The sequence below is a fragment of the Mitsuokella jalaludinii genome (assembly GCF_928722185.1).
In the GTDB taxonomy this organism is placed as follows: domain Bacteria; phylum Bacillota; class Negativicutes; order Selenomonadales; family Selenomonadaceae; genus Mitsuokella; species Mitsuokella jalaludinii.
In genome coordinates this window covers 2,027,249-2,050,843 of sequence record NZ_CAKMXA010000001.1, presented here as the reverse complement: position 1 = coordinate 2,050,843, position 23,595 = coordinate 2,027,249, and the positions used below count along the sequence as shown (strand labels likewise).

The 23,595-nt window shown below is 57.3% G+C and carries 16 protein-coding genes and 3 rRNA genes; 1 reads left to right on the top strand and 18 read right to left on the bottom strand.

Features of this window, described 5'->3' with window-relative positions; translation table 11 throughout:
- Positions 1–4: 4 nt before the first annotated feature.
- A complete protein-coding gene (locus QDI87_RS09550) occupies positions 5–2,170 on the bottom strand; it encodes an ATP-dependent helicase (protein WP_278743147.1) in 2,166 nt (721 codons plus the stop codon).
- A 195-nt stretch (positions 2,171–2,365) separates the two neighbouring features.
- On the opposite strand from QDI87_RS09550, the gene QDI87_RS09545 reads away from it, so the two are divergent.
- Positions 2,366–2,692 carry a YibE/F family protein gene (locus QDI87_RS09545; RefSeq protein ID WP_278743386.1) on the top strand — a complete coding sequence of 109 codons (327 nt, stop codon included), beginning with the start codon at positions 2,366–2,368 and terminating at the stop codon, positions 2,690–2,692.
- Positions 2,693–2,795: 103 nt separating this feature from the next.
- Here the strand turns inward: QDI87_RS09545 and QDI87_RS09540 are convergent, their stop codons facing one another.
- From QDI87_RS09540 to QDI87_RS09460, 17 genes are all read right to left on the bottom strand, one after another.
- A complete protein-coding gene (locus QDI87_RS09540) occupies positions 2,796–3,035 on the bottom strand; it encodes a hypothetical protein (RefSeq protein ID WP_036378302.1) in 240 nt (79 codons plus the stop codon).
- 168 nt (positions 3,036–3,203) lie between these two features.
- A complete protein-coding gene (locus tag QDI87_RS09535; protein ID WP_391510241.1) occupies positions 3,204–5,420 on the bottom strand; it encodes an ATP-dependent RecD-like DNA helicase in 2,217 nt (738 codons plus the stop codon).
- A 21-nt stretch (positions 5,421–5,441) separates the two neighbouring features.
- Positions 5,442–7,427 (bottom strand): ABC-F family ATP-binding cassette domain-containing protein, encoded by a 1,986-nt coding sequence (locus QDI87_RS09530; RefSeq protein ID WP_036378310.1) that lies wholly within the window; start codon positions 7,425–7,427, stop codon positions 5,442–5,444.
- An 89-nt stretch (positions 7,428–7,516) separates the two neighbouring features.
- A complete protein-coding gene (locus QDI87_RS09525; protein WP_248617176.1) occupies positions 7,517–8,818 on the bottom strand; it encodes an LCP family protein in 1,302 nt (433 codons plus the stop codon).
- A 157-nt stretch (positions 8,819–8,975) separates the two neighbouring features.
- Positions 8,976–9,092: ribosomal RNA gene (rrf, locus tag QDI87_RS09520) — 5S ribosomal RNA — on the bottom strand.
- 68 nt (positions 9,093–9,160) lie between these two features.
- Positions 9,161–12,239: ribosomal RNA gene (locus QDI87_RS09515) — 23S ribosomal RNA — on the bottom strand.
- A gap of 225 nt (positions 12,240–12,464) precedes the next feature.
- Positions 12,465–14,025, bottom strand: a 16S ribosomal RNA gene (locus QDI87_RS09510).
- The 16S, 23S and 5S rRNA genes sit together here, the layout of an rRNA operon.
- A 449-nt stretch (positions 14,026–14,474) precedes the next feature.
- Positions 14,475–14,717: a pro-sigmaK processing inhibitor BofA family protein gene (locus QDI87_RS09505; RefSeq protein ID WP_036376365.1), complete on the bottom strand. Its 243-nt coding sequence runs from the start codon at positions 14,715–14,717 to the stop codon at positions 14,475–14,477.
- Complete coding sequence (gene recR, locus QDI87_RS09500) at positions 14,717–15,313, bottom strand: recombination mediator RecR (RefSeq protein WP_036376362.1); 597 nt, start codon at positions 15,311–15,313, stop codon at positions 14,717–14,719. The genes QDI87_RS09505 and recR overlap by 1 nt, the downstream gene beginning before the upstream one ends.
- The gene (locus QDI87_RS09495; RefSeq protein ID WP_005840407.1) at positions 15,313–15,648 is read right to left on the bottom strand and encodes a YbaB/EbfC family nucleoid-associated protein; all 336 of its coding nucleotides are present in this window, start codon (positions 15,646–15,648) and stop codon (positions 15,313–15,315) included. The genes recR and QDI87_RS09495 overlap by 1 nt, the downstream gene beginning before the upstream one ends.
- A gap of 219 nt (positions 15,649–15,867) precedes the next feature.
- Positions 15,868–17,658 carry a glycoside hydrolase family 9 protein gene (locus QDI87_RS09490; RefSeq protein ID WP_278743146.1) on the bottom strand — a complete coding sequence of 597 codons (1,791 nt, stop codon included), beginning with the start codon at positions 17,656–17,658 and terminating at the stop codon, positions 15,868–15,870.
- Positions 17,659–17,668: 10 nt separating this feature from the next.
- Positions 17,669–18,451, bottom strand: coding sequence for a beta-glucanase (bglS, locus tag QDI87_RS09485; RefSeq protein ID WP_036376356.1), 783 nt, complete (start codon positions 18,449–18,451; stop codon positions 17,669–17,671).
- 56 nt (positions 18,452–18,507) lie between these two features.
- A complete protein-coding gene (locus QDI87_RS09480; protein ID WP_036376353.1) occupies positions 18,508–19,923 on the bottom strand; it encodes a 6-phospho-beta-glucosidase in 1,416 nt (471 codons plus the stop codon).
- A gap of 21 nt (positions 19,924–19,944) precedes the next feature.
- The gene (locus tag QDI87_RS09475; RefSeq protein WP_036376351.1) at positions 19,945–20,271 is read right to left on the bottom strand and encodes a PTS lactose/cellobiose transporter subunit IIA; all 327 of its coding nucleotides are present in this window, start codon (positions 20,269–20,271) and stop codon (positions 19,945–19,947) included.
- Between the two features lie 53 nt (positions 20,272–20,324).
- Positions 20,325–20,627: a PTS sugar transporter subunit IIB gene (locus tag QDI87_RS09470; protein ID WP_036376349.1), complete on the bottom strand. Its 303-nt coding sequence runs from the start codon at positions 20,625–20,627 to the stop codon at positions 20,325–20,327.
- An 80-nt stretch (positions 20,628–20,707) separates the two neighbouring features.
- Positions 20,708–22,084, bottom strand: a complete 1,377-nt coding sequence (locus QDI87_RS09465) for a hypothetical protein (protein ID WP_278743142.1) — start codon at positions 22,082–22,084, stop codon at positions 20,708–20,710.
- Positions 22,085–22,189: 105 nt separating this feature from the next.
- Positions 22,190–23,539, bottom strand: a complete 1,350-nt coding sequence (locus tag QDI87_RS09460; RefSeq protein WP_278743140.1) for a PTS sugar transporter subunit IIC — start codon at positions 23,537–23,539, stop codon at positions 22,190–22,192.
- Between the last annotated feature and the right edge of the window lie 56 nt (positions 23,540–23,595).

Sequence of the window (23,595 nt, the reverse complement as noted above, 5' to 3'; positions counted from 1 at the left end):
ATAGTCAGCCGATTTTCTGCAACTTCGCGCGGAAGGCAATGCTGCGGTTCGTCGCCAGCTCATCAAAGTGGATGACATACGCTCCCTTTTCTGCATCGATGGCAACGACGGTTCCGTCACCGAAGACACGGTGTGTCACGCGGTCCCCCTCCCGGAAAGCCAGGGATTCCGTCTGGCGCGAAAGGCGACGCGCGGAGGCCCGGACGAAGTCGCGCGCCGCGCGCACGAGGCGCTCGGGCAGCGGCGCGGTGAAGTCGAGGAGCGCGTGGTCGATGTCGAGGATGAAGCGCGAGGGGTAGCGCATCGAGCCGTCGATGTTGAGTCCTTCGGCATCCGACAGATAGAGGCCCTTCTCCGCCCGCGTCATCGCGACGAAGGCGAGCCGCCGCTCCTCCTCCATCGCCTCCGGCGTGCGCGTCTTGCGCGAGGGGAAGACACCCTCGTTGAGCGCCACGAGAAATACGTACGGGAACTCCAGCCCCTTGGCCGTATGAACGGTCATGAGCTTCACTTTGTCGCCCGGATCGCCGACATCCTGATTCGTGAAGAGCGCCGCATGCGCGAGGTAGTCTGTGAGCCCCGCCTCCTCGCCGCAGCTGACTTCGTACTCGCGGACAGACTGCTTGAGCTCCGCGAGGTTGTCGAGGCGCGCCTGACTGCCCTCCGTGCGCAGCATGGCCTCGTAGCCGCTCCTGTCGAGCACCTCCGCCAGCACCTCCGAGACGGACGCCCCCTCACTGACATCAGCCAGCCCCTCGACGAGCTGCAGGAATTCCCTTGCCTTCGTGCCCTTCCAGATTGGGTCCTCGATACTCGCCTGCATGGCCTGATAGAGCGTCATCTCATGTGCTTCAGCATATTCCGTCAGGAACTTGCGCCGCCGCTGGCCGATGTTGCGCTTCGGCACGTTGACGACGCGCAGGAAGGACAGGTCATCGCGGTAAGCGAGAAGGCGCAGGTACGAGAGCGCGTCCTTGATCTCGCGCCGCGTGAAGAACTGGACACCGCTGTAGATCATGTAGGGAATCTCCGCCCGGAGGAGCTGCTCTTCGATACTGCGCGTGATGTAGTGGGCGCGGTAGAGCACTGCCATCTCGCGGTAGGCGACGCCCTCTTCGTGGAGCCTCGCCATCTCGCCGGCCAGCCAGCTCGCCTCCTCGCTCGCGGCAGTCGCATGGTGGCAGATGACCTTATGGCCATGTCCCTTGACAGGCACAAGGTCCTTCTCGATGCGGCTTGTGTTCTTGGCAATCAGCGAGTTGACGACAGAAAGAATCTCCGGTGTCGAGCGGTAGTTCTCGAGCATGTAGATTGTCTTTGTCCCCGGGAAGTGCGTATCGAAGTCCAGGAGATAGCGCCCCGAAGCACCGCGCCACGTGTAGATGGTCTGGTCGGGGTCGCCGACGACGAAGAGGTTCTTGTGCCAGCCGCAGAGCACATTCATGAGGCGGTACTGCGGCTCGTCGATGTCCTGGAACTCGTCGATCATGATGTACTCGAGGCGCTGCTGCCACTTCTTGCGGATGTCCTCGTGCTCGGCGAAGATGTGCAGCGAGAACTTGATGAGGTCGTTGTAGTCGAGGCCGAAGCACTTCTTCTCTTCATAGAGATAGCCGTAGAAGAGGATGTCCTGCTTCGTCTGCGCCCTGTCGTACTTCTCCTTGAGCGCGGTGAGCGGCAGAGCAATGAGCTCCTTGTAGTAGTCGGGCTGCTGCACGAGCTTGCGCATCTCGAACATGTCGCGCGCCTGGCCGTACGTCATATCGCGCAGGGTCAGGCCGCGCTCCTCGTAGATCTTGGCGAGCATGTCGTCGATGTCGGCGTTGTCGAGCACGAGGAAACTCTTCGGGTAGCCAACGGCATGGCTGTCCTCCTGCAGGATGGAGACGCAGAAGCCGTGGAACGTGTTGATGTAGCCCGTGTCGTTGTCGCCCGTCAAGGCGTGAATGCGGCTGCGCATCTCCGTCGCCGCCTTGTTGGTAAACGTCACGCAGAGGATGTTGCCCGGCAGGATGCCGAGCTCCTCGACGAGGTAGGCAAAGCGGTGCGTGAGCGCCCGCGTCTTCCCTGAACCCGCGCCCGCCAGCACACGCACAAAGCCCTCTGTCGTCGTCACCGCCTCGCGCTGCGCATCGTTGAGCCCCTCGAGCAAATCCTGCCAATCTTCCATATCGCTGCACCTCCTGATCCTGTCCGCATTCCCTTCCATTCTACCACAGCCCCGCCCGAGAATAACAAAAACTTTACATGCCGGTAACAACGCCAATGCATTCAGATGATAGAGTGGAATCGTCAAGAATCAAGTGACAGTATCGAAGAGAATATGGTGTATATCTGAGGAGGTTCTTTTCATGTCGATGTCAAGATCCACAGCCAGAACCCGGATACATCCGCGCGGGCGCTCTTCAAGAGCGGCATGCGCGTCGAGCAGGATGTCATGGGCACGATGGCCGCCACGCTGATTCTCGCCGTCTTCGGCGGCAGCCTCAGCACCTGGGTGCTCGACTACGTCTACGACCTGCCGTTCCTGCAGCTGCTGAACTCGAACAGCCTCGACATTGTCATCATGCAAGGCCTCTCAGGCGGCATCGGCGTCATCCTGACCGTCCCCATCGCGGCGGGATGTTCAGCCTTCCTACTCGCCCACAAGAGAGCCTCTGTCCACGAGACGAGCCCATCCCAGATTGGATGAGCCGGATATCTTCCATCTTCTTCTAACAAGACATAGCAAAAGAAGGGCGCGCCCAGAGCGCAGCCCTTCTTTTTTGACGTATAGCGAGTTGACACGTGTCGGCTCAGCGAGGAAGCTGGCCGTTCTCCGATACCTCGACAACACCGGCCTGGCCGCCCTCATAGTAGGCGACTTTATAGACCTTGTCTGCCCCGACCTGCGTGACGTTCTCGACTTCTGCCTGCGGGTGCATCGTCTGCACGACTTCTGCAGCGATCTCCTCGCTGACTTTCGGCGTGCCCTGCAGCATGAGCAGGCCACCCCATACGCATAAGCCGACGATTGCCAGGATCCCATTCTTCATGATACCATTCCCTTTCCATACAGACCTAGATGAGTTCTTCTTTCCAGGGACTAGTATACTCTATTTTTCAGCAATTGTTTACACTTCAACCGGAAGTATTCTGTATTCTTGCAAAGTTGTGTAACAATTAAGATTAATACTTGTGCATATACTGTATGCATGTATATCTCAGCGTTCAAAACCGTAGTGGAGGCGCTCGGCCAGCAGCGTGTAGCGCTTGCTCGTGCGGTTGTTGGCAACAGCCGTGTTAAGCGCAGCTTTGGAGCCGAGCAGGATGACCTCGCGCTTGGCGCGCGTCACGGCCGTGTAGAGCAGGTTGCGCTGCATCATGATCGTGTGCGAGCGCACGAGCGGCAGGATGACGACAGGGTACTCGCTGCCCTGGCTCTTATGGACGGTCAGTGCGTAGGCGAGCGAGAGTTCACCGAACTCGCCGCTCTCGTAGTCGACCTCGAGCTCATCACCGAAGTGGACCGTCATGCGGCCCGGCTCGATGGCCATGACGAAGCCGATGTCGCCGTTGAAGACCTGCTTCGTGTAGTTGTTCTTCGTCTGGATGACCTTGTCGCCGAGGCGGAAGGTCTGCGCGGCGTTCGTGAGTTCCGGCCGCTGCGGCGACTTCGGGTTCAGGGCCGCCTGCAGGACCTTGTTGAGGTTGTCCGTGCCGCAGGCCTGGCGGTGCATCGGCGCCAGCACCTGGATGTCCGTCAGCGGGGAGAAGCCCTGCTGCGGCAGGGTCTTCGTGCAGAGTTCGACAATCTTCTGGGCCACAGCATCCTCATCGTCGATTTCCCAGAACTGGAAATCCCCCTGCGGCGAGCAGACGGGCAGGCGGCCCGCATTGATCGCATGCGCGTTCATGACGATGCTGCTCTCCCCCTTCTGACGGAAGATGTCGGTCAGTCGGACGCTCGGGATGACGCCGGAGCGCAGGATGTCGCGCAGGACCGTGCCCGGGCCGACGGACGGCAGCTGGTCGACATCGCCGACGAAGATGACGTGCGAGCCGTCCGGCACGGCGGCGAGGAAGTGCTGCATGAGCGTGATGTCCATCATCGAGACTTCATCGAGGATGATGACATCGGCCTCGAGCTGCTCGTCCTCGTTCTTGCCGAAAGTCGGCGCGCCCGAACCGCCTGCGCCCTGCGCCTCGAGCATGCGGTGGACAGTCACAGCCTTCTGCCCCGTCGCCTCGGCGAGGCGCTTGGCCGCGCGCCCCGTCGGCGCGCCGAGCAGGACAGTAAGGCCCTGCAGGTGCAGGAGGTCGATCATGCCGCGCACGACAGTCGTCTTGCCCGTGCCGGGGCCGCCTGTCAGCACGAAGACGCCGTACTGCAGAACGTCTTCGAGCGCTTCTTTCTGCTTGTCCGCGAGCTGGATGCCCGCAATCTGCTCCCAGTGCGCGACGAGCGTCGACGGGTCCGTCTCCATCGCGATGGAATCGGCGTACTTCTGCAGGTAGAGCAGCTTGCGCGCTGCTTTGATCTCCGCGCGGTAGAGGTACGGCGGGTAGATGAGCGTCTCCGCGCCAACATACTCGACAGCGAGCTGCTTGGCCTGAAGAAGGTCTTTCAGGACCTTGCGCACCGTCTCCTGCTCGACTTTGAGGAGGTCTGCTGCCTGCTTCTCAAGCGCTGCTTCAGGGATGCAGCAGTGCCCCTGCTGTGCGATCTTCTGCAGGGCAAAGTCGATACCCGCAGAGATGCGACTGCGATCCTCCGCGGCGATGCCGAGGCTCTTCGCGATGGAGTCCGCGATGATGAAGCCGATGCCTTCGACCTCTCTGGCCAGCTGGTACGGGTGATTCTCGAGGGTGTCGATGGAGAAGGAGCCGTACTTCTTGAAGATGCGCGCCGCATACGTGCCCGAGATGTGATGTGTCTCTAGCCAGAGCATGATGTCGCGGAGCTCCGACTGCGAGGTGTACGAGGCCGTGATCTTCTCGATGGTCTTCTTGCCGATGCCTGCTACCTCGCTGAGGCGGTGTGGCGTCTGCTCGATGACGGTCAGCGTTTTCTTGCCGAACTTCTGCACGATGCGCTTGGCCAGCGACGGGCCGATGCCGTCGACGACGCCGGAGGCTAGGAAGCGCTCAATGCCCTCGGCACTTGACGGCGCCTCGATGCGAAGCCCCGTGACCTGGAACTGCTGGCCGTAGCGCTTGTGCTGTGTCCAGTGGCCGCGCAGGCGAAGCTGCTGGCCGACGAGCGGTGCCTCGACGTTCGCGAGTGCTGTGATGCGGCTTTTCTTGCGCAGCGGCTTGAACGAGAAGACCGTGAAGGGGCTCGCCTCATTCGTAAAGACGATGCGCTCGACGACGCCCTCGATCTCCTCTTCCGTCTCCAATCCCGGCAGGGATGTCTGAATCGTTTCGTTCTTCATCATGCTGCCTCCTCTCGCATATCATCACGCCTCTGTCAGGCGCTCCCACTTCTCATAGCGCATCTCGATCTCCTTCTCCTTCGCCGCATACGCCTCGGCAATGGCCTGGCTCTGCTGCGGGTCGGCCTGGACGGCCGGATTGTTCATCTGGAATTCGAGGCCCTTGAGCTCTGCCTCGGCCATCGCGATCTCCGCCTCGGCGCGCTGGACCATCTCCTCGCGTTTCGCATCGCTCATACTCTGGATGCGCCCGAGCTCAGCGCGCTTCTTCTCCTCGGCACGGCGCTCTGCCGCCTTTTTCACCTCATCATCTGTCTTCTCTTCCTGCGCCGCAGCCTTTCGTCTCGCCTCTGCCTCGTGCTTGGCTTTGGCCTGCTGTTCCCGTTCGGCTGCTTCAAGCGCTTCGCGCTCCTCGCGCGCCTCTTCCTCCGCGACTTCCTTCTTCATGAGGTAGTAGCTGTAGTTGCCGAGGTATTCCGTCAGCTTGCCGTTCTCGAGCTCTAACGTGCAGTTTGCGACCTTATCGAGGAAGTAGCGGTCGTGTGAGACGGCCAGGAACGTGCCAGGGAAGGCCATGAGCGCCTCCTCGACGGCCTCGCGCGCGGGAATGTCGAGGTGGTTCGTCGGCTCGTCGAGCACGAGGAAATTCGCGCCCGTGAGCATGAGCTTGAGGAAGGCCACGCGCGACTGTTCGCCGCCTGAGAGGTCACCGATGCGCCGCAGGACTTCGTCACCATGGAACAGGAAAGCGCCGAGGTAGCGGCGCGCCTGCTCCTCGTTGATGCCGTACTCGTAGATGAGCTCATCGAGGATGGTGTTGTCCATGTTCAGGCCCTCGTGCTGCTGCGAGAAGTAGCCGATCTTGACGCGGCTGCCGATCTTGACGCGGCCCGTCGAGGATTCGAGTTCGCCGACGAGGACACGCAAGAGCGTCGTCTTGCCCGCGCCGTTCGGTCCGACGAGGGCCACACCGTCACCGCGTCGGATGAGCATCGAGAGGTGATCGAAGATCTTGTGGCTGCCGAACGACACCGAGACGTCCTCAAGCTCTGCCACGCGCTCCGCGCACTCAGGCGGCTTATTGAGCGCGAAGTAGTTGAAGGACGCATCTTCCGGCGGCAGCACGATGCGCTCGAGCCGGTTGAGCTGGCTCTGGCGGCCGCGCGCCTGCTTGCTCTTGATGCCCGCCTTGTACTTGCGGATGTACTCCTCCGTCTTCCTGATGTGCTCCTGCTGCTTCTCGTAGGCTGACTGCAGCGCCGCGCGGCGCTCTGTCTTTACCTTCATGTAGTAGGTGTAGTTTCCGTCGTAATCCGTGACCGTATGGCCAGAAAGCTCGAGAATACGCGTGGCGACGCGGTCAAGGAAGTATCGGTCATGCGAGATGATCAGGACCCCGCCGGAGTAATTCTTGAGGAAGCCCTCGAGCCACTCGATCATGTGGATGTCGAGGTGGTTCGTCGGCTCGTCGAGGAAGAGGAAGTCCGGCTCGCGCAAGAGCGCCTTCGTCAGGCAGATGCGCGTCTTCTGGCCGCCGGAGAAATGCGCGACGTTCTTCTCAAAGTCCTCCTCTGTGAAGCCGAGGCCGAAGGCCACACGGCGGATGCGGCTCTCGTAGTCGTAGCCGCCGAGCAGTTCGAAGCGCTCGACGACCTTGCTGTAGGCGCGCATCGTCTCCTCTGCGTGGTCGACGGCAATCTTCTTCTCGAGCGCCTTCTTGCGCTCGCCGAGCGCGATGACATCGTCAAAGGCGCGCAGGAACTCCTCGTAGAGCGTCCCTGTGCCGAAGTCGGCCTGCTGCTCGACATAGCCGATAGTCGCCGCCTCATCGAGCTGTATCGTGCCGCCGTCATTCTCCTCCTGGCCGAGCAGGCAGCGCATGAGCGTCGTCTTGCCGGCACCATTTGCCCCGACAAAGCCGACCTTGTCGCCGCGCGCGACCTCGAAACTGACATCGTGGAAGAGCTCGTCGATGCCGAATGACTTCTTGAGCCCCGTAACTCGTAGCATTGCCAATGTATTCACTCCAATAAATCAAGTCTGTAAAAATCCAGCGAATTGCGAGAAAGACGGAGCGTCTGCTCCGTCTCTTTCATCCGTCATTTCCCTTTTTTGTGATAGTCACGGCCGATGTTGACGACAGCCTGGTTCGAACTGCCGCCGTCGCGGATGACGCAGGCAAATGGCATGCCGTAGAAGACATCCGTATTGCGCGTCGACGTCGTGATCGTCGTCGTCGGGTTCGAGCTCGTCTTGCCCGTCTCGACACCCGAGATGATGAAGCCCTTGCGCTGCAGGGCAGCGGCGACTTCCGCACCGGCACCGTCGATGCCGCTCGAGTTGATGACCATGACCGCGATCTCCTCCGGCTTCATCGGCTCATCATCCGAATCCTTCTTATCCTGATCCGTGAGCTTCGTGCCGCCGCTCGTCTTGTGGGCGAGCATCTTGAGGTCCTTCGGCAGATCCGCATCATACTTGTCCTCAGCCTCCTGCGCCTCCTGCTCTGCCTGCTCTGTCAGAGTGAGGCCGAGCTCTGACGCCAGCAGATCGCGCACGTCCGTGATATCCGGGATCCAATAGCTGATATCCTTGTGGTAGGCTGGCTGACCCGGGACCATCTGCGCCTCGAGACCGTTTGCCTGGAACGTCTTCATCATCTTGGCAAAGCTCAAGAGCTCTGTCACCGACATGTCCGTCTTGACAGCCGAACTGACTTCCTTGACGATGTCCGGCAGGCGCGGCAGAATCTCCGGCGTGAGGACCTGAGCGAGGCAGGCCTTCATGAACTTCTGCTGACGCCCGATGCGCCCGATATCGCCCTCTCCATCGCGGTAACGCACGTATTGGATGGCTTTTTTGCCATCCATATGCTGTTCTCCAGGATAAAGATCGATGACGAGTCCGCCGTTATCGTCCCAGGGATCCTCATAATGCATGCGCTTCTCGACGTCGATGTCAACACCGCCAATCGCATCGATGATGCGTTCAAAGGATTTCGTATCGATGATGATGTAATGATCCATCGGCACGCCGAGCAGTCCTTCGAGGGACTTCTGCGACAGTTCATGACCGCCGTAGGCGTAAGCATGATTGATCTTATCGTAACCATGGCCGTCGATTGCCACGCGCGTATCGCGGGGAACAGACAGCAGCGCAGCCTTCTCCGCCGTCTTGTCGATGGAAGCCACCATCAAGGTATCACTGCGGCCCACATCATCCTTGCGGCTGTCCACACCCATGATCATGACGTGGATGATCTCATGGTCTGTATCACCGATCTCATGAGCAGGATTCTTTCTATTTATGCCAGCGTAGCAGCCAAGCACGACAGCAATGATGACGACGAGGATGAGTCCAAGCCACTTGACCCGTCGAAAGCTGCGTCTCTGTTTGCGCATCTCAGGCATCCAATATCGCCCCTTATATCTAAAATAAAACGTTACAACTCATTCAGTATATCAAATATCAAATCGGTCTGCAAATACGAAAACCATCTCCATGAGATACGGAAGGACAATACACAAAAAGGGCTCCACCTCAGCGGAGCCCTTGCTTAACCGGCAACTTCCTATCCTCCCAGTCCGTCTCCAGACAAGTACTTTCGGCCTCTGAATGCTTAACTACTGTGTTCGGTATGGGAACAGGTGGAACCATTCAGGCATCATCACCGGATATTCTATTTGAATGCTTGCACATTCAAAACTATACAGAAGAAATTACTCTGCGAACATTTCAGTTCTCTAGTTAAGCCCTCGACATATTAGTAGTAGTCAGCTTCATGCCTTGCAGCACTTCCACATCTACCCTATCAACCTTGTCTTCTTCAAGGTGTCTTACTAGCTTGTGCTATGAGATACTTCATCTCGGGACGGGCTTCACGCTTAGATGCTTTCAGCGTTTATCCCTTCCGGACGCAGCTACCCAGCTGTGCTTCTGGCGAAACAACTGGTACACCGGCGGTCCGTCCACTCCGGTCCTCTCGTACTAGGAGCAGTCTCCCTCATGTATCTTGCGCCCGCGATGGATATGGACCGAACTGTCTCACGACGTTCTGAACCCAGCTCACGTACCACTTTAATGGGCGAACAGCCCAACCCTTGGGACCTGCTTCAGCCCCAGGATGTGATGAGCCGACATCGAGGTGCCAAACCTCCCCGTCGATATGGACTCTTGGGAGAGATTAGCCTGTTATCCCCAGGGTAGCTTTTATCCGTTGAGCGATGGCAATTCCACTCTCATTCCACCGGATCACTAAGCCCTACTTTCGTACCTGCTCGACCTGTATGTCTCGCAGTCAAGCTCCCTTCTGCCTTTATACTCTTCGCGCGATTTCTGTCCGCGCTGAGGGAACCTTTGGACGCCTCCGTTACTCTTTCGGAGGCGACCGCCCCAGTCAAACTGCCCACCTGATACTGTCCTCAGCTTCGTTACTTCTCGAGTTAGATCCCTAGCACATAAAGGTTGGTATCCCAACAGCGACTCTGATAAGCCTGGGGGCCTATCTTCTCCGTCTCCCAACTATCCTGTACGTTACATGCCAAAAATCAATGTCAGGCTGCAGTAAAGCTCCATGGGGTCTTTCTGTCCAGTCGCGGGTAACCTGCATCTTCACAGGTATTTCAATTTCACCGGGTCCCTCGTTGAGACAGTGCCCAAGTCGTTACACCTTTCGTGCGGGTCGGAACTTACCCGACAAGGAATTTCGCTACCTTAGGACCGTTATAGTTACGGCCGCCGTTTACTGGGGCTTCAATTCAAAGCTTCTTCTTGCGAATAACCTCTCCTCTTAACCTTCCAGCACCGGGCAGGTGTCAGCACCTATACGTCAGATTTCTCTTTAGCAGGCACCTGTGTTTGTGGTAAACAGTCGCTTGGGCTTCTCTTCTGCCGCCGGCTCCAGCTCCAACCGCGAAGGTCTTCACCAGCTCCGGCCATCCTTCTCCCGAAGTTACGGATGCATTTTGCCGAGTTCCTTAACGAGGGTTTTCCCGCGCACCTTAGGATTCTCTCCCCGCCTACCTGTGTCGGTTTTGGTACGGGTACATGATGTCTCGTTAGAAGCTTTTCTCGACAGTGTAGTACGCTTGAATTTGGATTGTACCGAAGTACGCTCCTATCTATCAGTTCTCGGCCTTGATGCAGGGATTTGCCTCTACATCAGCCTACCGCCTTCGACGCGCATTTCCAATCGCGCGCTCAAGCTCCTTGCTGTGTCACTCCATCCTCAAACAACATCATGCAGTACAGGAATTTTCGCCTGTTGTCCATCGCCTATGCTTGATGCCTCGGCTTAGGTCCCGACTTACCCTGAGTCGACGAGCGTTGCTCAGGATCCCTTAGGCTTTCGGTGGATCCGATTCTCACGGATCGTTTCGCTACTCATACCAGCATTCTCACTTCCAAGTCGTCCAGCTGTCCTTACGGTCCGCCTTCAACCAACTTGGAACGCTCCCCTACCCATGGGTGTGTCATCTACAGAACACCTGAGTGCATCTGCTCGTCTTCACTGCCATCTGCGTCGTCATCGTCACTCGCCATAACCACCGCTATGACTCGCTCCTCTTCCTCGCATCTGACACTGAATCCTTCGCATCTGCCCTCTCAGTTACTCTGTAGATGACACTCCGCATGCCGCGACTTCGGTTCTGTACTTGAGCCCCGGATATTTTCGGCGCAGGGCCTCTCGACCAGTGAGCTATTACGCACTCTTTGAATGGTGGCTGCTTCTGAGCCAACATCCTGGTTGTTTTGGAAGTCCTACATCCTTTTCCACTTAGTACAGCATTCGGGACCTTAGTCGGCGGTCTGGGCTGTTTCCCTTTTGAATACGGGTCTTATCACTCGCATTCTGACTCCCAGGCTCTTCTCATGAAGCCATTCGCAGTTTGACTAGGCTCGGTAAGCTTTACGCTCCCTTACCCGATCAGTGCTCTACCGTCTCCATGTGTTACCTGAGGCTAGCCCTAAAGCTATTTCGGGGAGAACCAGCTATCTCCACGTTCGATTGGCATTTCACCCCTATGCACAGCTCATCCCAAAGTTTTTCAACACTCACGGGTTCGGTCCTCCACTCATTTTTACCTGAGCTTCAACCTGGCCATGCATAGATCACTGTGGTTTCGGGTCTAATCCCAGAGACTTCCGCCCTATTCAGACTCGCTCTCGCTTCGGCTCCGCGTCTCCCGCTTAACCTCGCCTCTGAAATTAACTCGCCGGTTCATTCTTCAATAGGCACGCCGTCGCACATATAAAGTGCTTCGACTGCTTGTAGACATACGGTTTCAGGTTCTATTTCACTCCGCTCCCGCGGTTCTTTTCACCTTTCCCTCACGGTACTATGCGCTATCGGTCGTTCCGTAGTATTTTGCCTTGGATGGTGGTCCACCCTGCTTCCCACAAGGTTTCACGTGTCTCGTGGTACTCTGGATACCAGCCCGCTCAGCAAGATTTCGCCTACCGGAGTTTCACCGTCTATGCTCAGCCTTCCCAGACTGTTCGGCTATCTTGCCTTCCCTTGATGCTGGTCCTCAACCCCGGTCGTCCGAAGACGTCCGGTTTGGGCTCTTCCCTGTTCGCTCGCCGCTACTGAGGGAATCTCGTTTGATTACTCTTCCTCCGGCTACTTAGATGTTTCAGTTCACCGGGTGTGCCGTCCATGTCACACATGGATGATACGACATGACTCGTATCGGGTTGCCCCATTCGGAAATCCATGGATCGAAGCCTACTTGCGGCTCCCCATGACTTTTCGCAGCTTATCGCGTCCTTCATCGGCTCGGAACGCCTAGGCATCCACCATATGCCCTTTGTAGCTTAACTATTTGTTATGCCATAGGTTCATATAAATATGATGTCTATGCTTGAATCCTAAAATGTTCGTTCTAACCATTCTGTTCACACTGTCGTGCGACTCGATGATTTCGATACATTTCATTTCTTCTGTGTAGTTTTCAGTGTGCATTGAGGGCTGTTCCCTCAAAACTAGACAATGCAACAGCCGGATGATCGACCAGAGTCATGGACTCGCGTCCATTTACTCCTTAGAAAGGAGGTGATCCAGCCGCACCTTCCGATACGGCTACCTTGTTACGACTTCACCCCAGTCATCGCCCCCACCTTAGACGGCTGCCTCCTTGCGGTTAGCCTGCCGGCTTCGGGTGTGAATGACTTCCGTGGTGTGACGGGCGGTGTGTACAAGGCCCGGGAACGTATTCACCGCAGTATGCTGACCTGCGATTACTAGCGATTCCAACTTCATGCAGGCGGGTTGCAGCCTGCAATCCGAACTGGGAGATGGTTTATGGGGTTCGCTTGGCCTCGCGGCTTCGCTGCTCTCTGTCCATCCCATTGTAGTACGTGTGTAGCCCAGGACATAAGGGGCATGATGACTTGACGTCATCCCCGCCTTCCTCCGCGTTGTCCGCGGCAGTCTCCTTTGAGTTCCCACCATTGCGTGCTGGCAACAAAGGATAGGGGTTGCGCTCGTTGCGGGACTTAACCCAACATCTCACGACACGAGCTGACGACAGCCATGCACCACCTGTTTTCGTGTCTCCGAAGAGAGGGAACTATCTCTAGCCCTTTCACTCAATGTCAAGCCCTGGTAAGGTTCTTCGCGTTGCGTCGAATTAAACCACATACTCCACCGCTTGTGCGGGCCCCCGTCAATTCCTTTGAGTTTCAGCCTTGCGGCCGTACTCCCCAGGCGGAATGCTTATTGCGTTAACTCCGGCACAGGAGGGGTCGATACCTCCTACACCTAGCATTCATCGTTTACGGCGTGGACTACCAGGGTATCTAATCCTGTTCGCTCCCCACGCTTTCGAGCCTCAGCGTCAGTTACAGTCCAGAAAGCCGCCTTCGCCACTGGTGTTCCTCCTAATATCTACGCATTTCACCGCTACACTAGGAATTCCGCTTTCCTCTCCTGCACTCAAGAAAGATAGTTTCCATCCCCTCACGGGGTTGAGCCCCGCACTTTTAAGATAGACTTACCTTCCCGCCTGCGCTCCCTTTACGCCCAATAATTCCGGACAACGCTCGCCACCTACGTATTACCGCGGCTGCTGGCACGTAGTTAGCCGTGGCTTCCTCGTCAGGTACCGTCATTGGAAATGGTTATTCACCATCTCCACATTCGTCCCCGACAACAGAGCTTTACGAGTCGAGACCCTTCTTCACTCACGCGGCGTTGCTCCGTCAGGCTTGCGCCCATTGCGGAAGATTCCCCACTGCTGCCTCCCGTAGGAGTCTGGACCGTGTCTCAGTTCCAATGTGGCCGTTCATCCTCTCAGACCGGCTACTGATTGTCGCCTTGGTAGGCCGTTACCCCACCAACTAGCTAATCAGACGCAGACCCATCGTAAAGCGATAGCTTACAAGTAGAGGCCATCTTTAGTAGGATTCCCATGCGGAAACTCTACAACATTCGGTATTAGCAGTCCTTTCGAACTGTTGTCCCCATCTTTACGGCAGGTTGTCTACGCGTTACTCACCCGTTTGCCACTCGACTTTCAAAAGCAAGCTTTCAATCGTCTCGTACGACTTGCATGTGTTAAGCACGCCGCCAGCGTTCGTCCTGAGCCAGGATCAAACTCTCCATAAAATTTAGGAAAGCCTTGATTGGCTCTAATAATCTTTTTTGGCCTAGGCTTCGAATAAATCCAAAGCCTAGTAAAGAAATTGCCGATTGCTTATGTTCATAATCAATCGATGTTTTAAAAAACATCTGGCTTGAATCACAAATGATTCATGTTGCATTGTTTAGTTTTCAAAGAACAACTCTGTCTCTCGAAGCGCTTTGCTTCAAGCGACTTTTATATCTTATCGCATCGAGCGGAGCTTGTCAAGAAGTTTTTTCTTTCTTTTTTCAAGTTCTTTCGGCTCCTGCAATCCCCTGCCAGTCAAGGCTTCTGGGCTCTTGCCGGTGCCGTATCGCTCAGCGACTTGTACTATATTACAGGATGGCGGACGAGTTGTCAACAGCTTCTTTGAAAAAAATGCAAAAAGCTGTTGAATCCCTCATTTCTCCGCCCGCTGCACGCTCTCGAGCAATCAGAGATATGTGTAGAGCAGCACAGCGATGACGCCCGGCACGCCGAAGAAGCCGGCGACGAGCGCGCTCAGGAAGGTGATCTGCACCTTGACGGCCACGAGCTTGACAAACCAGAGCAGGATGGCGCCGACAATGCTGTTCGTGATCAGCTTCCAGACGAGATGAAGCGGCAGGGAGACAACTTTGCCGACGAGGCAAAGCACCACCAGGCCGATGGCAAATGCCGTTATGAACTCAAACATCAGATTTCCCTCCGATTCTCCATGGCCTTCGCGAGCGTCACCTCATCGGCGTACTCCAAGTCGCCGCCAATCGGCAGGCCGTGCGCGATGCGCGTGACCTTGATGCCGAGCGGCTTCAGGAGCTTGGCGATGTACATGGCCGTCGCCTCCCCTTCGACATTCGGGTTTGTCGCCATGATGACCTCTTTGACCGTATCGTCCTGCAGGCGGCCCAGGAGTTCCTTGATGCGGATGTCGGACGGTCCGACACCCTCTAAGGGTGACAACGCCCCGTGCAGGACATGATAGACGCCCTGGTAGTCGCGCATGCGCTCCATCGCCGCGACGTCCTGCGGCTGCTCGACGACGCAGATGACGGAGTGGTCGCGCTCATCCGAGCCGCAGATGGCGCAGGGATTCTGATCACTGAGGTTGAAGCAGGTATTGCAGTAGCCGATCTTCTCCTTGGCATCGACGATGGCCGCGGCCAGCGACCTCGCCTGAGCAGGGTCCATGTCGAGCACGTGATAAGCAAGACGCACTGCCGTCTTCTGGCCAATGCCCGGCAGTGCGCGAAAGTGCTCGATTAAGTTTGCCAAGGGTGCAATGTACTGCATCAGAGCAGTCCCGGCGGCAGACCGAGGCCGCTCGTCAGCTTGCCCATTTCCGACGCCATCATCTCGTCGACTTTCTTCGTCGCCTCATTGAAGGCAGCCGAGATGAGATCCTGCAGCATCTCGACGTCTTCCGGGTCGACAGCAGCCGGGTCGATCGTCAGGGACTGAACCTGCTTCTCACCGTTCATGACGATCTTGACAGCACCGCCGCCAGCCGTGACGTCGACGGTCTTGCGCTTGAGCTCGTCCTGCATCTTCTTCATCTCGTTCTGCATCTTCTGGACTTTCTTCATCATGCCGGCCATGTTGCCCATGTTGCCCATTCCACCAAACATAGATTACACCTCTCGTTCTCATGCGATCTGCATGCATCTTGATTATTCTCTAGATTAGACTATCAAATTAACGTGCGTCCGTCAACTCAAAACGGACTCCCCTGCCCCAAAAGACAGGAAAAAGCTATCCCGAGGGGAAATCGGGATAGCTCGTCCTGTCTTTTGAGACATCACATTTAAAAAGGGAATTTATGCAAGAAAGAGCATCGCGGGGGATACTCATTTCTTCGTGATAGGAGGGTAGCTGCGCTTTAGCTTCAGCATATCGATGTTCATCGCCTTCGGTTTGGCGAAGTACGAGAGCGCATAGGCTGCAGTGCCCGTGTAGTCGATGGCGTACTCATTCGTCGACCACGACGTCAGGACATCGAGGTACGACTTGGCCACAGGGATATGGCCGCTCTTGAGGTAGGCCGTCTGGTCAGGATCGCCGCCCGCGACCGCATTCGGACCGCCGACGATGAGGCCCGGGACATAGGCGCCCGTGCTTTCGTGGATGCGGTTGTGCGGATGCTCCGGCGGATTGTCGCCCATGCCAGTCGCGAAGCTCTTGTCGAGCGAATTGCGGCCGAAGAGGTAGTGGAGCTGGGAGAGAGCGCCCTCTACGTAAGCCGCGTTCGGCTGGATCTGGTTGGCCATGAGCAGGATGTCACCCTGCGTCAGCGCGTTCTTCGTGCTGCCCCAGGTGTACTCGGTCCTTGCGAGCGCACAGCCAAAGCCGTCGGACTCGATCTTCCTGGTGATGTCATCGGCGTAGCCGAGAAAGGCGGCCTTGACCTTTGCCTGCAGGGCAGGGTTGGCATTCTGCGCCTTGAGGTAAGCGAACTGGCCGAGTGCCAGCGTGTTGTCCCAGGTGAAGAAGCTCGGCTTCTGCGTGAAGCGGTCCGCAACGGACTGGAGGTACTTCTCGTACTTCTTGTCGCCCGTCGTGCGGAAGAGCTCTGCGGCGAGCCAGATGCGCTCCTCGATGTCCGTGCTCTTGTTGTACGGGCCCGAGCCACTCTCCTGGCCTTCGTCGACGCGGTAGATGGGGTTCTTCGTCTTGGCGAGGTAGCCCCAGATGCGCTCTGCGCTCTTGCGCATTGTCTCGCCATACGCCTTGTCAAACGGCGCGTAGATGCGCGAGGCGATGGCAAAGCTGGCGCCGCTCATCGCAGCGCTCGACGTGCAGCTGCCGAAGATGTAGCGCTCCTGCGTGTCAGTGTCCGGCGACTTGTCAAAGCCCGGCCACGCCAGGCCTGCAACCTTGTGGAACATGCTACCGTCCTTGCGCTGCATCTTGCGCATCCAGTCGAGCTCGAACTGGACTTCCTGGAGCGCATCGGGAAGCTTTGTCTCTTCCTGCGTGCCCTTCGGGAAGAAAAGCTGGCCGCGCGTGAAGTGCGAGGGGTTTGCTTCATAGGCCAGCAGGAGCTCTGCGCTGCTGATGGCAGCCGTCGTCACGTACTTGCCGTAGTCGCCGGCATCATACCAGCCGCCGCTGACATCGAGGCGGTCACCCTTCTTGTTGAGCTTGTCCGTGAAGTAGACCTGTGCCTGGCGGTCCTGCGCATGGCCATCTTTGACCTTGAGGCCCGTCACAGGGTCGTCGATCGGCGTATTGCTGCGCGAGAGCGTGTACGAGCGCCACGTCTCGACGGCCGGCACGGCGTAGACATTGTCGCCGATCTCGAAGTCGTACGACTCGCGCGAGCCGACGCGCAGCTTGTAGGTACCCTCCTTGTTGAAGGAACTGAAGTCCGCCTTGCGCAGCGTCTCTTCTGACATCGCGTCCTTCTTGGCAGCGGAGAGCTTGCCCTCGTAGACCGTCTGGCCCGTCTTCGCATCGACGAGCGAGAAATCCGTGTCGCCCGTATCGGTGACCATGGCCGTCTTGCTGTATCCATTCAGGTAGCCGACCTGATCGACGTGCATGCCGGCATCAGCGGCCTCGCTGAATCCTGGGAGGCCGCAAGTGCCGAGAAGGATCCCGCTGAGCACGAGCCAGCGGAGTTTCCTGCTCACCATCATCGCTGTCACCTCATTCCGCAAACGGCGTGTACTTGACCCACTGATACTCAGCCGTCAGCGGGAGGTTCTCGTCATTGAACGGCTTCAGCCATGAGTCAACACCCTTGCCGCACCATGCATTCATCATGATCTTGCCCTTCGTGCACGGCAGGTTTGCACCCTCGCGGCGGAAAACTTCCTTGCCGTCGACGAACCAGATGATCTTGTCCTTATGCCATTCAAAGGCGTACGTGTGGAAGTCATCCGACGCATCGAAGCCGAGGTCGATCATCTTCTCGTGGCCGCCGACGCCATTGCGGAAGTAATTGAGCTGGACCTTGGAGGTATCCTTGCCGAGGACCTCGAAGTCGATCTCATCCCACGGATCGCCGTCATACGGGCCTGTGTAAGTGAAGAACGAGGAGACGCAGCCGTCATTCTTGATGGCCTTCATGCTGACCTCGTAGCGGCCGTAGCCGTACGTCTTCTTGCTGCGGAACTCGCCGCCCGAATACGGGACCTTGTCCTGCGAGGAATCGTAGTCGATCGTCAGCTGCATCGTGCCGTCTTCGAACGTGACGTTGTCCTTGTGCCAGAATACGTTGAACGGATCACCGTTCGTCCAGCCGTCAGACGGCTCGAAGATAGCGGGCTGACCCTTCTTGAAGTCAACGGCAAAGGCGTCACTTGCCTGCGTCTCCGTTGCCGGCGTCGCATAGGCCATCGCCGGCGCTGCAAAATCCATCGAGACGGAGAGCGGTGCTGCGCAAGCCAGGAGCACGGCGGCAGCGATTGCTTTCTTGCGGATATCCATATCTATTCCTCCTGAATCTTTCCCATTCACGCATTGCGCATTGCCTGCCGTGCAGGTCAGTGCGCGAGGTCCTCGCCATTCGAGGCGATGACCTTCTTGTACCAGTAGAAGGACTTCTTGGGCTTGCGCGAAAGCGTGCCCTCGCCCTTGTTGTTCTTGTCGACGTAGATGAAGCCGTAGCGCTTCTCCATCTCGCCTGTGCTGGCCGAAACGAGGTCAATCGGTCCCCACGGGCAGTAGCCCATGAGCGTCACACCATCGAGCTCGATGGCCTTCTTCATCTCGGCGATGTGCGCGGCGAAGTAATTGATGCGCTCATCGTCCTGGACGAGGCCCGTCTCATCCGGCTGCTCGTGCAGGCCGATGCCGTTCTCGACGATCATCATCGGTAGCTCGTAGCGCTCAGCGAGTACGTCGAGCATGTAGCGCAGGCCGACCGGGTCGATCTGCCAGCCCCAGTCCGATGCCTTGACGAACGGGTTCGGGACTTCCTTGAAGGAATCCGTCTGCTCGTCGTAGGCGCGGACGAAGCTCATGTAGTACGACAGAGCGAAGTAGTCGACGCAGCCCTGTTCAAGGACAGCGAGATCATCGGGCTCCATCTTGATGTGGTAGCCCTTGTTCTCCCACTCCTTGAGAATGTAGGAAGGATAATGGCCGCGGCACTGGACGTCCGCGAAATAGAAGGTCTTATCCATTTCCTTGAGCGCTGCAATCTGATCCATCGGCTTGCACGTCTCAGGATAGACAGGCGACATCGCCATCATGCAGCCGATCTGGAAGTCCGGGTTGATCTTGTGGCCCTCGATGACGGCTTTTGCCGAAGCGAGGAACTCATGGTGGGCGACCTGATAGAGCACCTCGTGGCGGTCCTCACCCGGCTGATAGAGCACGCCGGAATTCGTGAAGGCCGTGAACGGCGTGTCGACGTCGCGCTGGTTGTTGATCTCGTTGAACGTCATCCAGTACTTGACCTTGTCCTTGTAGCGCTTGAAGACCGTGACAGCAAAGCGCACGAAGAAGTCGACGAGCTTGCGGTTGCGCCAACCGCCGTACTCCGTGACGAGGTGGTACGGCATCTCGAAGTGCGAGAGCGTGATGACCGGCTCCATGCCGTAGGCATGCATCGTGTCGAAGAGATCGTCGTAGAACTTCAGGCCCTCTTCATTCGGCTCCGTCTCGTCGCCGTTCGGGAAGATGCGCGTCCAGGCAATACTCGTGCGGAAGCACTTGAAGCCCATCTCAGCAAGCAGCGCAATGTCCTCTTTGTAGCGATGGTAGAAGTCGATGGCATCGTGATTCGGATAGACCTTGTCCGGCAAGACGCCGTCCGTGATCTCACGCGGCTTCCCCGGGCCGCCGACCGTCATGACGTCGGCAACGCTTATCCCCTTGCCGCCCTCTTTCCAGCCGCCTTCGAGCTGATGGGCAGCGACGGCGCCGCCCCATAAAAATCCCTTTGGAAATGGCATGATAAAACCTCCCTGCCTGACTCAGGCTTTTTTCTCGAGTGCCTCGATGCGCTTGTAGGCATCGATGAACTCGAGGGAAATCGTCTTGAACGCCTCTGCACTCATGAGCTGATCTTCTGCGTGCAGGATCAGCAGATTGACCGTGTTGCCCTCGCCAGAGGCCTCCTTCTGCAGCAGGCCTGCATGAGCGTCATGCCCTTCAATGAAAGCCTCGTCGCCTTCCTTGATCAACTTCTCGGCCTCTTCGTAGTCGCCCTTCTTCGCGGCCTGGATGGCCTCGATGTAGCAGCTGCGCGCCGTGCCGACGGACGAAATGATCTGGAATGCCGTGAGCTCTAATCCTTCCATGTCAATACCCCTTCTCTGAAATAAATGAAATAACTGCTTCGTCTGAACTGCAATCAGTCGTTCATGAGCTTGCGGGCAAGGGCGAGAGCGCCTTTGCCGTCCATGCGGCCGTACATGCGCATGTCGATCGCATCGACCGGAACATTCGGGATCTGCGCAGCGATCTTATTCTTCTGGAAGCGGATCTGGGGTCCGAGCAGGACGACATCGGCGTCAGCAGCCTTCGTAGCGGCCTCCGAAGCGGAGAACGCATCGATGGAGCACTCATAGCCATCGGCCTTGGCAGCTTCCTGCATCTTCTTGACGAGCATACTCGTGGACATTCCCGAAGCGCATAACAGTACAATCTTTTTCATGGTAAAAACTCCCTTTCTAGATACAATCATGATGTCAGTAAAAGTGATAGCAGCAAAGCATATCGCTTGGATATCGTTTATCAGAAGTGATAGTCGACCATCGTGCGGACGAAGTTGCGGTGGTACGTCTCGTTCTTGTGGCCGTACAGCGTGTTCTGTGCCGTTGCCATCTCATAGAACGTCTCCCACTCGATGTTCTTGGCCGGCACGTACTTGAAGCCGAGGATCCAGCCCTTCGAGCCCGGCTGCAGAGCGCCCCACTCCTTGTCACCGAAGATGCCGACGAGGTTGTTGATGTTGCGCGCGTAATTGTACCAGCGCGCGTAGAGCTGGAAGGAACCCGGGTCGTTGATGTTGGACCAGCGGTAGTTGAGGCGAAGTGCCGTGCAATCGTGCTTGTCGTACTTCGTCTCCGTGTAGCCATTTGCGCCCCACTCGCCGACCGTGTAATCCTGGCCATTCGTGCGCGCATAGTCACCGATCAGGAAGATGTTCTTCATGGGGTTCCACATCGCACTGAGGACAAAGCCGAGGCTACCGGCCGTGTTCCGATATTCCGACGGCGTCTCCGTGACCGTGTAGGTGCCGCTTGCATTGGCTGTTCCTTTCACGTCACCGTAATAGAGGGAAAGTGGTTTTTCATCATTGTTGATGAAGGTCTTCGTCGTATCGTAGACGTTCTGACCCATCGACTCATGCTTGCCGATGTTCAGCTTGGCGATTGCCGCACTGATCTGCAAGCCGTGGCCGACCTGGCCCTGGACGCCAGCACCGTAGACGCTGAAGTCATAGCCTTTGTCCGTCGGCGTGAGGTAGAAGGCATTGGCCGTTAGTTTCGATTTCGGGATGGCCGTGCTGATGACGGCACCATCCGTCTCGTTGCCGAGCAGGATATTCTGGAAGCCAAGACCGCGCCATCTGCGGCCGATGTCGTAGTTGACGACGCCCGTCTTGCCTTCCGCCCAGACGCGCTGGATGACACCATCTTCATCGTCATGGCCATTGTGGGATTTGAGTGTGCCATCGGCCATGACATAATTCGCGTAGCGCGGGTTTGTCTCGCTCTCGAAGTTGAAGTTCCAGTCGTCATTGACCTTGAACTTGCCCTTGAGGTCGAGGTAAAAGCGGCGGTTGTCGTTGCGGTCAGTGTAGCCCTTGATGTTGTCGTTATCCCAGCTGACGCGGCCGAAGCCGGAAATATGGACGCGGTCGAGCTCGCTCTTGACGCTCTTGCTCAGGCCGCTCAGCTGCTTCTTCTGGCTGCGCGTCTGATTCTTGAGCTGGCTGTTCTGGTGGCGGAGCTCCTTGATCTCTTTCTCCAGATTACTCTGCTGCTGCTCGAGCGCAGCGATGCGGCTGTCGATGTCCTGGGCCTGGTCAGTCGGGGCGGCGAAGGCCGTGCCCGTCAGGCTCATGGTAAGTCCAAGCAGAAGTGCTGTTGTCTTTTTCTGATTCATTGCAGAACATCCTCTTTCCTTCAAATTTTCTATTCTCTCTTCATGATTTCTCTTGTTCTCAGCGCTGTGCTGCAGCGCATTCCCCAGCCGCAGCGCAGCGATGGCTCACGGATTGATGGCAGATTCTGCCCTTCCCTGATTCTCTTTCTCTGCAGCGGCATCGGCCATCTCCTCTTTGAGGAAAGCACGGTCCTGTGCTTTGAGGAACGGGAAGTAGATAACCGTCGCGATGACGAGGTTGATGATCTGGATGACAGCGCCCTGCCAGCCGTCGAGCAGGAAGCCTGCGATGATCGGCGGCGTCGTCCACGGGACCTGGACTGCGCTGAGCGGAGCCATGAAGCCCGAGGCGATGGCACCGTATGTGATGAACATCGCGATGAGCGGGACGATGATGAACGGTACGAGCAGGTACGGATTGAATACGATCGGCAGGCCGAAGATGATCGGCTCATTGATGTTGAAGAGGCCCGGTACAAAGGCCATCTTCATCAGGGACTTGAGCTGGTCGGACTTGGCCGTGAAGATGCCGGCGATCAGGAGGCCGAGCGTCAGGCCGCAGCCGCCGCTCTTGACGAATACATCATTGATCTGCGTCGTGAAGATCTTAGCCTGCGGATTGTTGACGAGGGACATGCCCATGTCAAGGAGGTGCTGGTTATCGAGCGAGTTGGCGATGAGCAGCGGGCTCACGACGCCGCCGACGACGTTCGGGCCGTGGATACCGGCCCAGAACAGGATGCTCTGGAGGCCGACGATGATCGTGCCGCCTGCGAGCGAATCGGACAAGCCCTGCAGCGGCGTCTGGATGACCTTAAAGATGAGTTCCGGCAGCGTCGTCGCGCCGATGTAATGGCAGAGGCCATAGAGGACGGATGCGCTCGTGAAGAAGATCATGCCCGGTACGAGTGCCGTGAATGCTTTCGCGACGCCCTGCGGGACGGCATCCGGCATCTTGATGCCGATGTGGTTCTTCTCGCAGTAGCAGAAGATGTAGGAGACGAAGAAAGAAACGAAGATGGCGGTGATGACGCCGTTGCTGCCCGCCCATGCCTTCGGGATGATGTCGCTGACTGTCTCGCCGCCCTTCGTCAGGATTGTCGGCGGCATCAGGATAAGGAAGGTCGACAATGCGAGGATGGCGGCCATCATGGCATCGCAACCTTCATTCTCGACGAACTTGTAGGTGATGGACAATACGACGATGAGTGCCAGCACACTGAACGTGCCACCTGCGACGGCGTTCAGCGGCGCCGTCCAGTCTGTCCCGAAAATCGACGCCATGAAGTCGGCGTATCCCGGGACTGGCAGGTTGGCCAGCAGCAGGAATACCGAACCACAGATGGTGAATGGCGTCGTCATAATGAAGCCATCACGAAGAGCTGCTACAGCGCGGATCTGAGCGAACTCCCCCATGATTTCGATAAACTTATCGAAAATCTCTTGTTTACTCATGTTCTCTCCTCTTTCCTTTGATATCCTCTCTATCTTTCTCTATCTTTCTTCAGGAA

Excerpts from the sequence above, each read along its gene's own strand:
- QDI87_RS09550 (WP_278743147.1), bottom strand. The coding sequence starts at position 2,170 with ATGGAAGATTGGCAGGATTTGCTCGAGGGGCTCAACGATGCGCAGCGC.
- QDI87_RS09540 (WP_036378302.1), bottom strand. The coding sequence starts at position 3,035 with ATGAAGAATGGGATCCTGGCAATCGTCGGCTTATGCGTATGGGGTGGC.
- QDI87_RS09535 (WP_391510241.1), bottom strand. The coding sequence starts at position 5,420 with ATGATGAAGAACGAAACGATTCAGACATCCCTGCCGGGATTGGAGACG.
- QDI87_RS09530 (WP_036378310.1), bottom strand. The coding sequence starts at position 7,427 with ATGCTACGAGTTACGGGGCTCAAGAAGTCATTCGGCATCGACGAGCTC.
- QDI87_RS09525 (WP_248617176.1), bottom strand. The coding sequence starts at position 8,818 with ATGCGCAAACAGAGACGCAGCTTTCGACGGGTCAAGTGGCTTGGACTC.
- QDI87_RS09505 (WP_036376365.1), bottom strand. The coding sequence starts at position 14,717 with ATGTTTGAGTTCATAACGGCATTTGCCATCGGCCTGGTGGTGCTTTGC.
- recR (WP_036376362.1), bottom strand. The coding sequence starts at position 15,313 with ATGCAGTACATTGCACCCTTGGCAAACTTAATCGAGCACTTTCGCGCA.
- QDI87_RS09495 (WP_005840407.1), bottom strand. The coding sequence starts at position 15,648 with ATGTTTGGTGGAATGGGCAACATGGGCAACATGGCCGGCATGATGAAG.
- QDI87_RS09490 (WP_278743146.1), bottom strand. The coding sequence starts at position 17,658 with ATGATGGTGAGCAGGAAACTCCGCTGGCTCGTGCTCAGCGGGATCCTT.
- bglS (WP_036376356.1), bottom strand. The coding sequence starts at position 18,451 with ATGGATATCCGCAAGAAAGCAATCGCTGCCGCCGTGCTCCTGGCTTGC.
- QDI87_RS09480 (WP_036376353.1), bottom strand. The coding sequence starts at position 19,923 with ATGCCATTTCCAAAGGGATTTTTATGGGGCGGCGCCGTCGCTGCCCAT.
- QDI87_RS09475 (WP_036376351.1), bottom strand. The coding sequence starts at position 20,271 with ATGGAAGGATTAGAGCTCACGGCATTCCAGATCATTTCGTCCGTCGGC.
- QDI87_RS09470 (WP_036376349.1), bottom strand. The coding sequence starts at position 20,627 with ATGAAAAAGATTGTACTGTTATGCGCTTCGGGAATGTCCACGAGTATG.
- QDI87_RS09465 (WP_278743142.1), bottom strand. The coding sequence starts at position 22,084 with ATGAATCAGAAAAAGACAACAGCACTTCTGCTTGGACTTACCATGAGC.
- QDI87_RS09460 (WP_278743140.1), bottom strand. The coding sequence starts at position 23,539 with ATGAGTAAACAAGAGATTTTCGATAAGTTTATCGAAATCATGGGGGAG.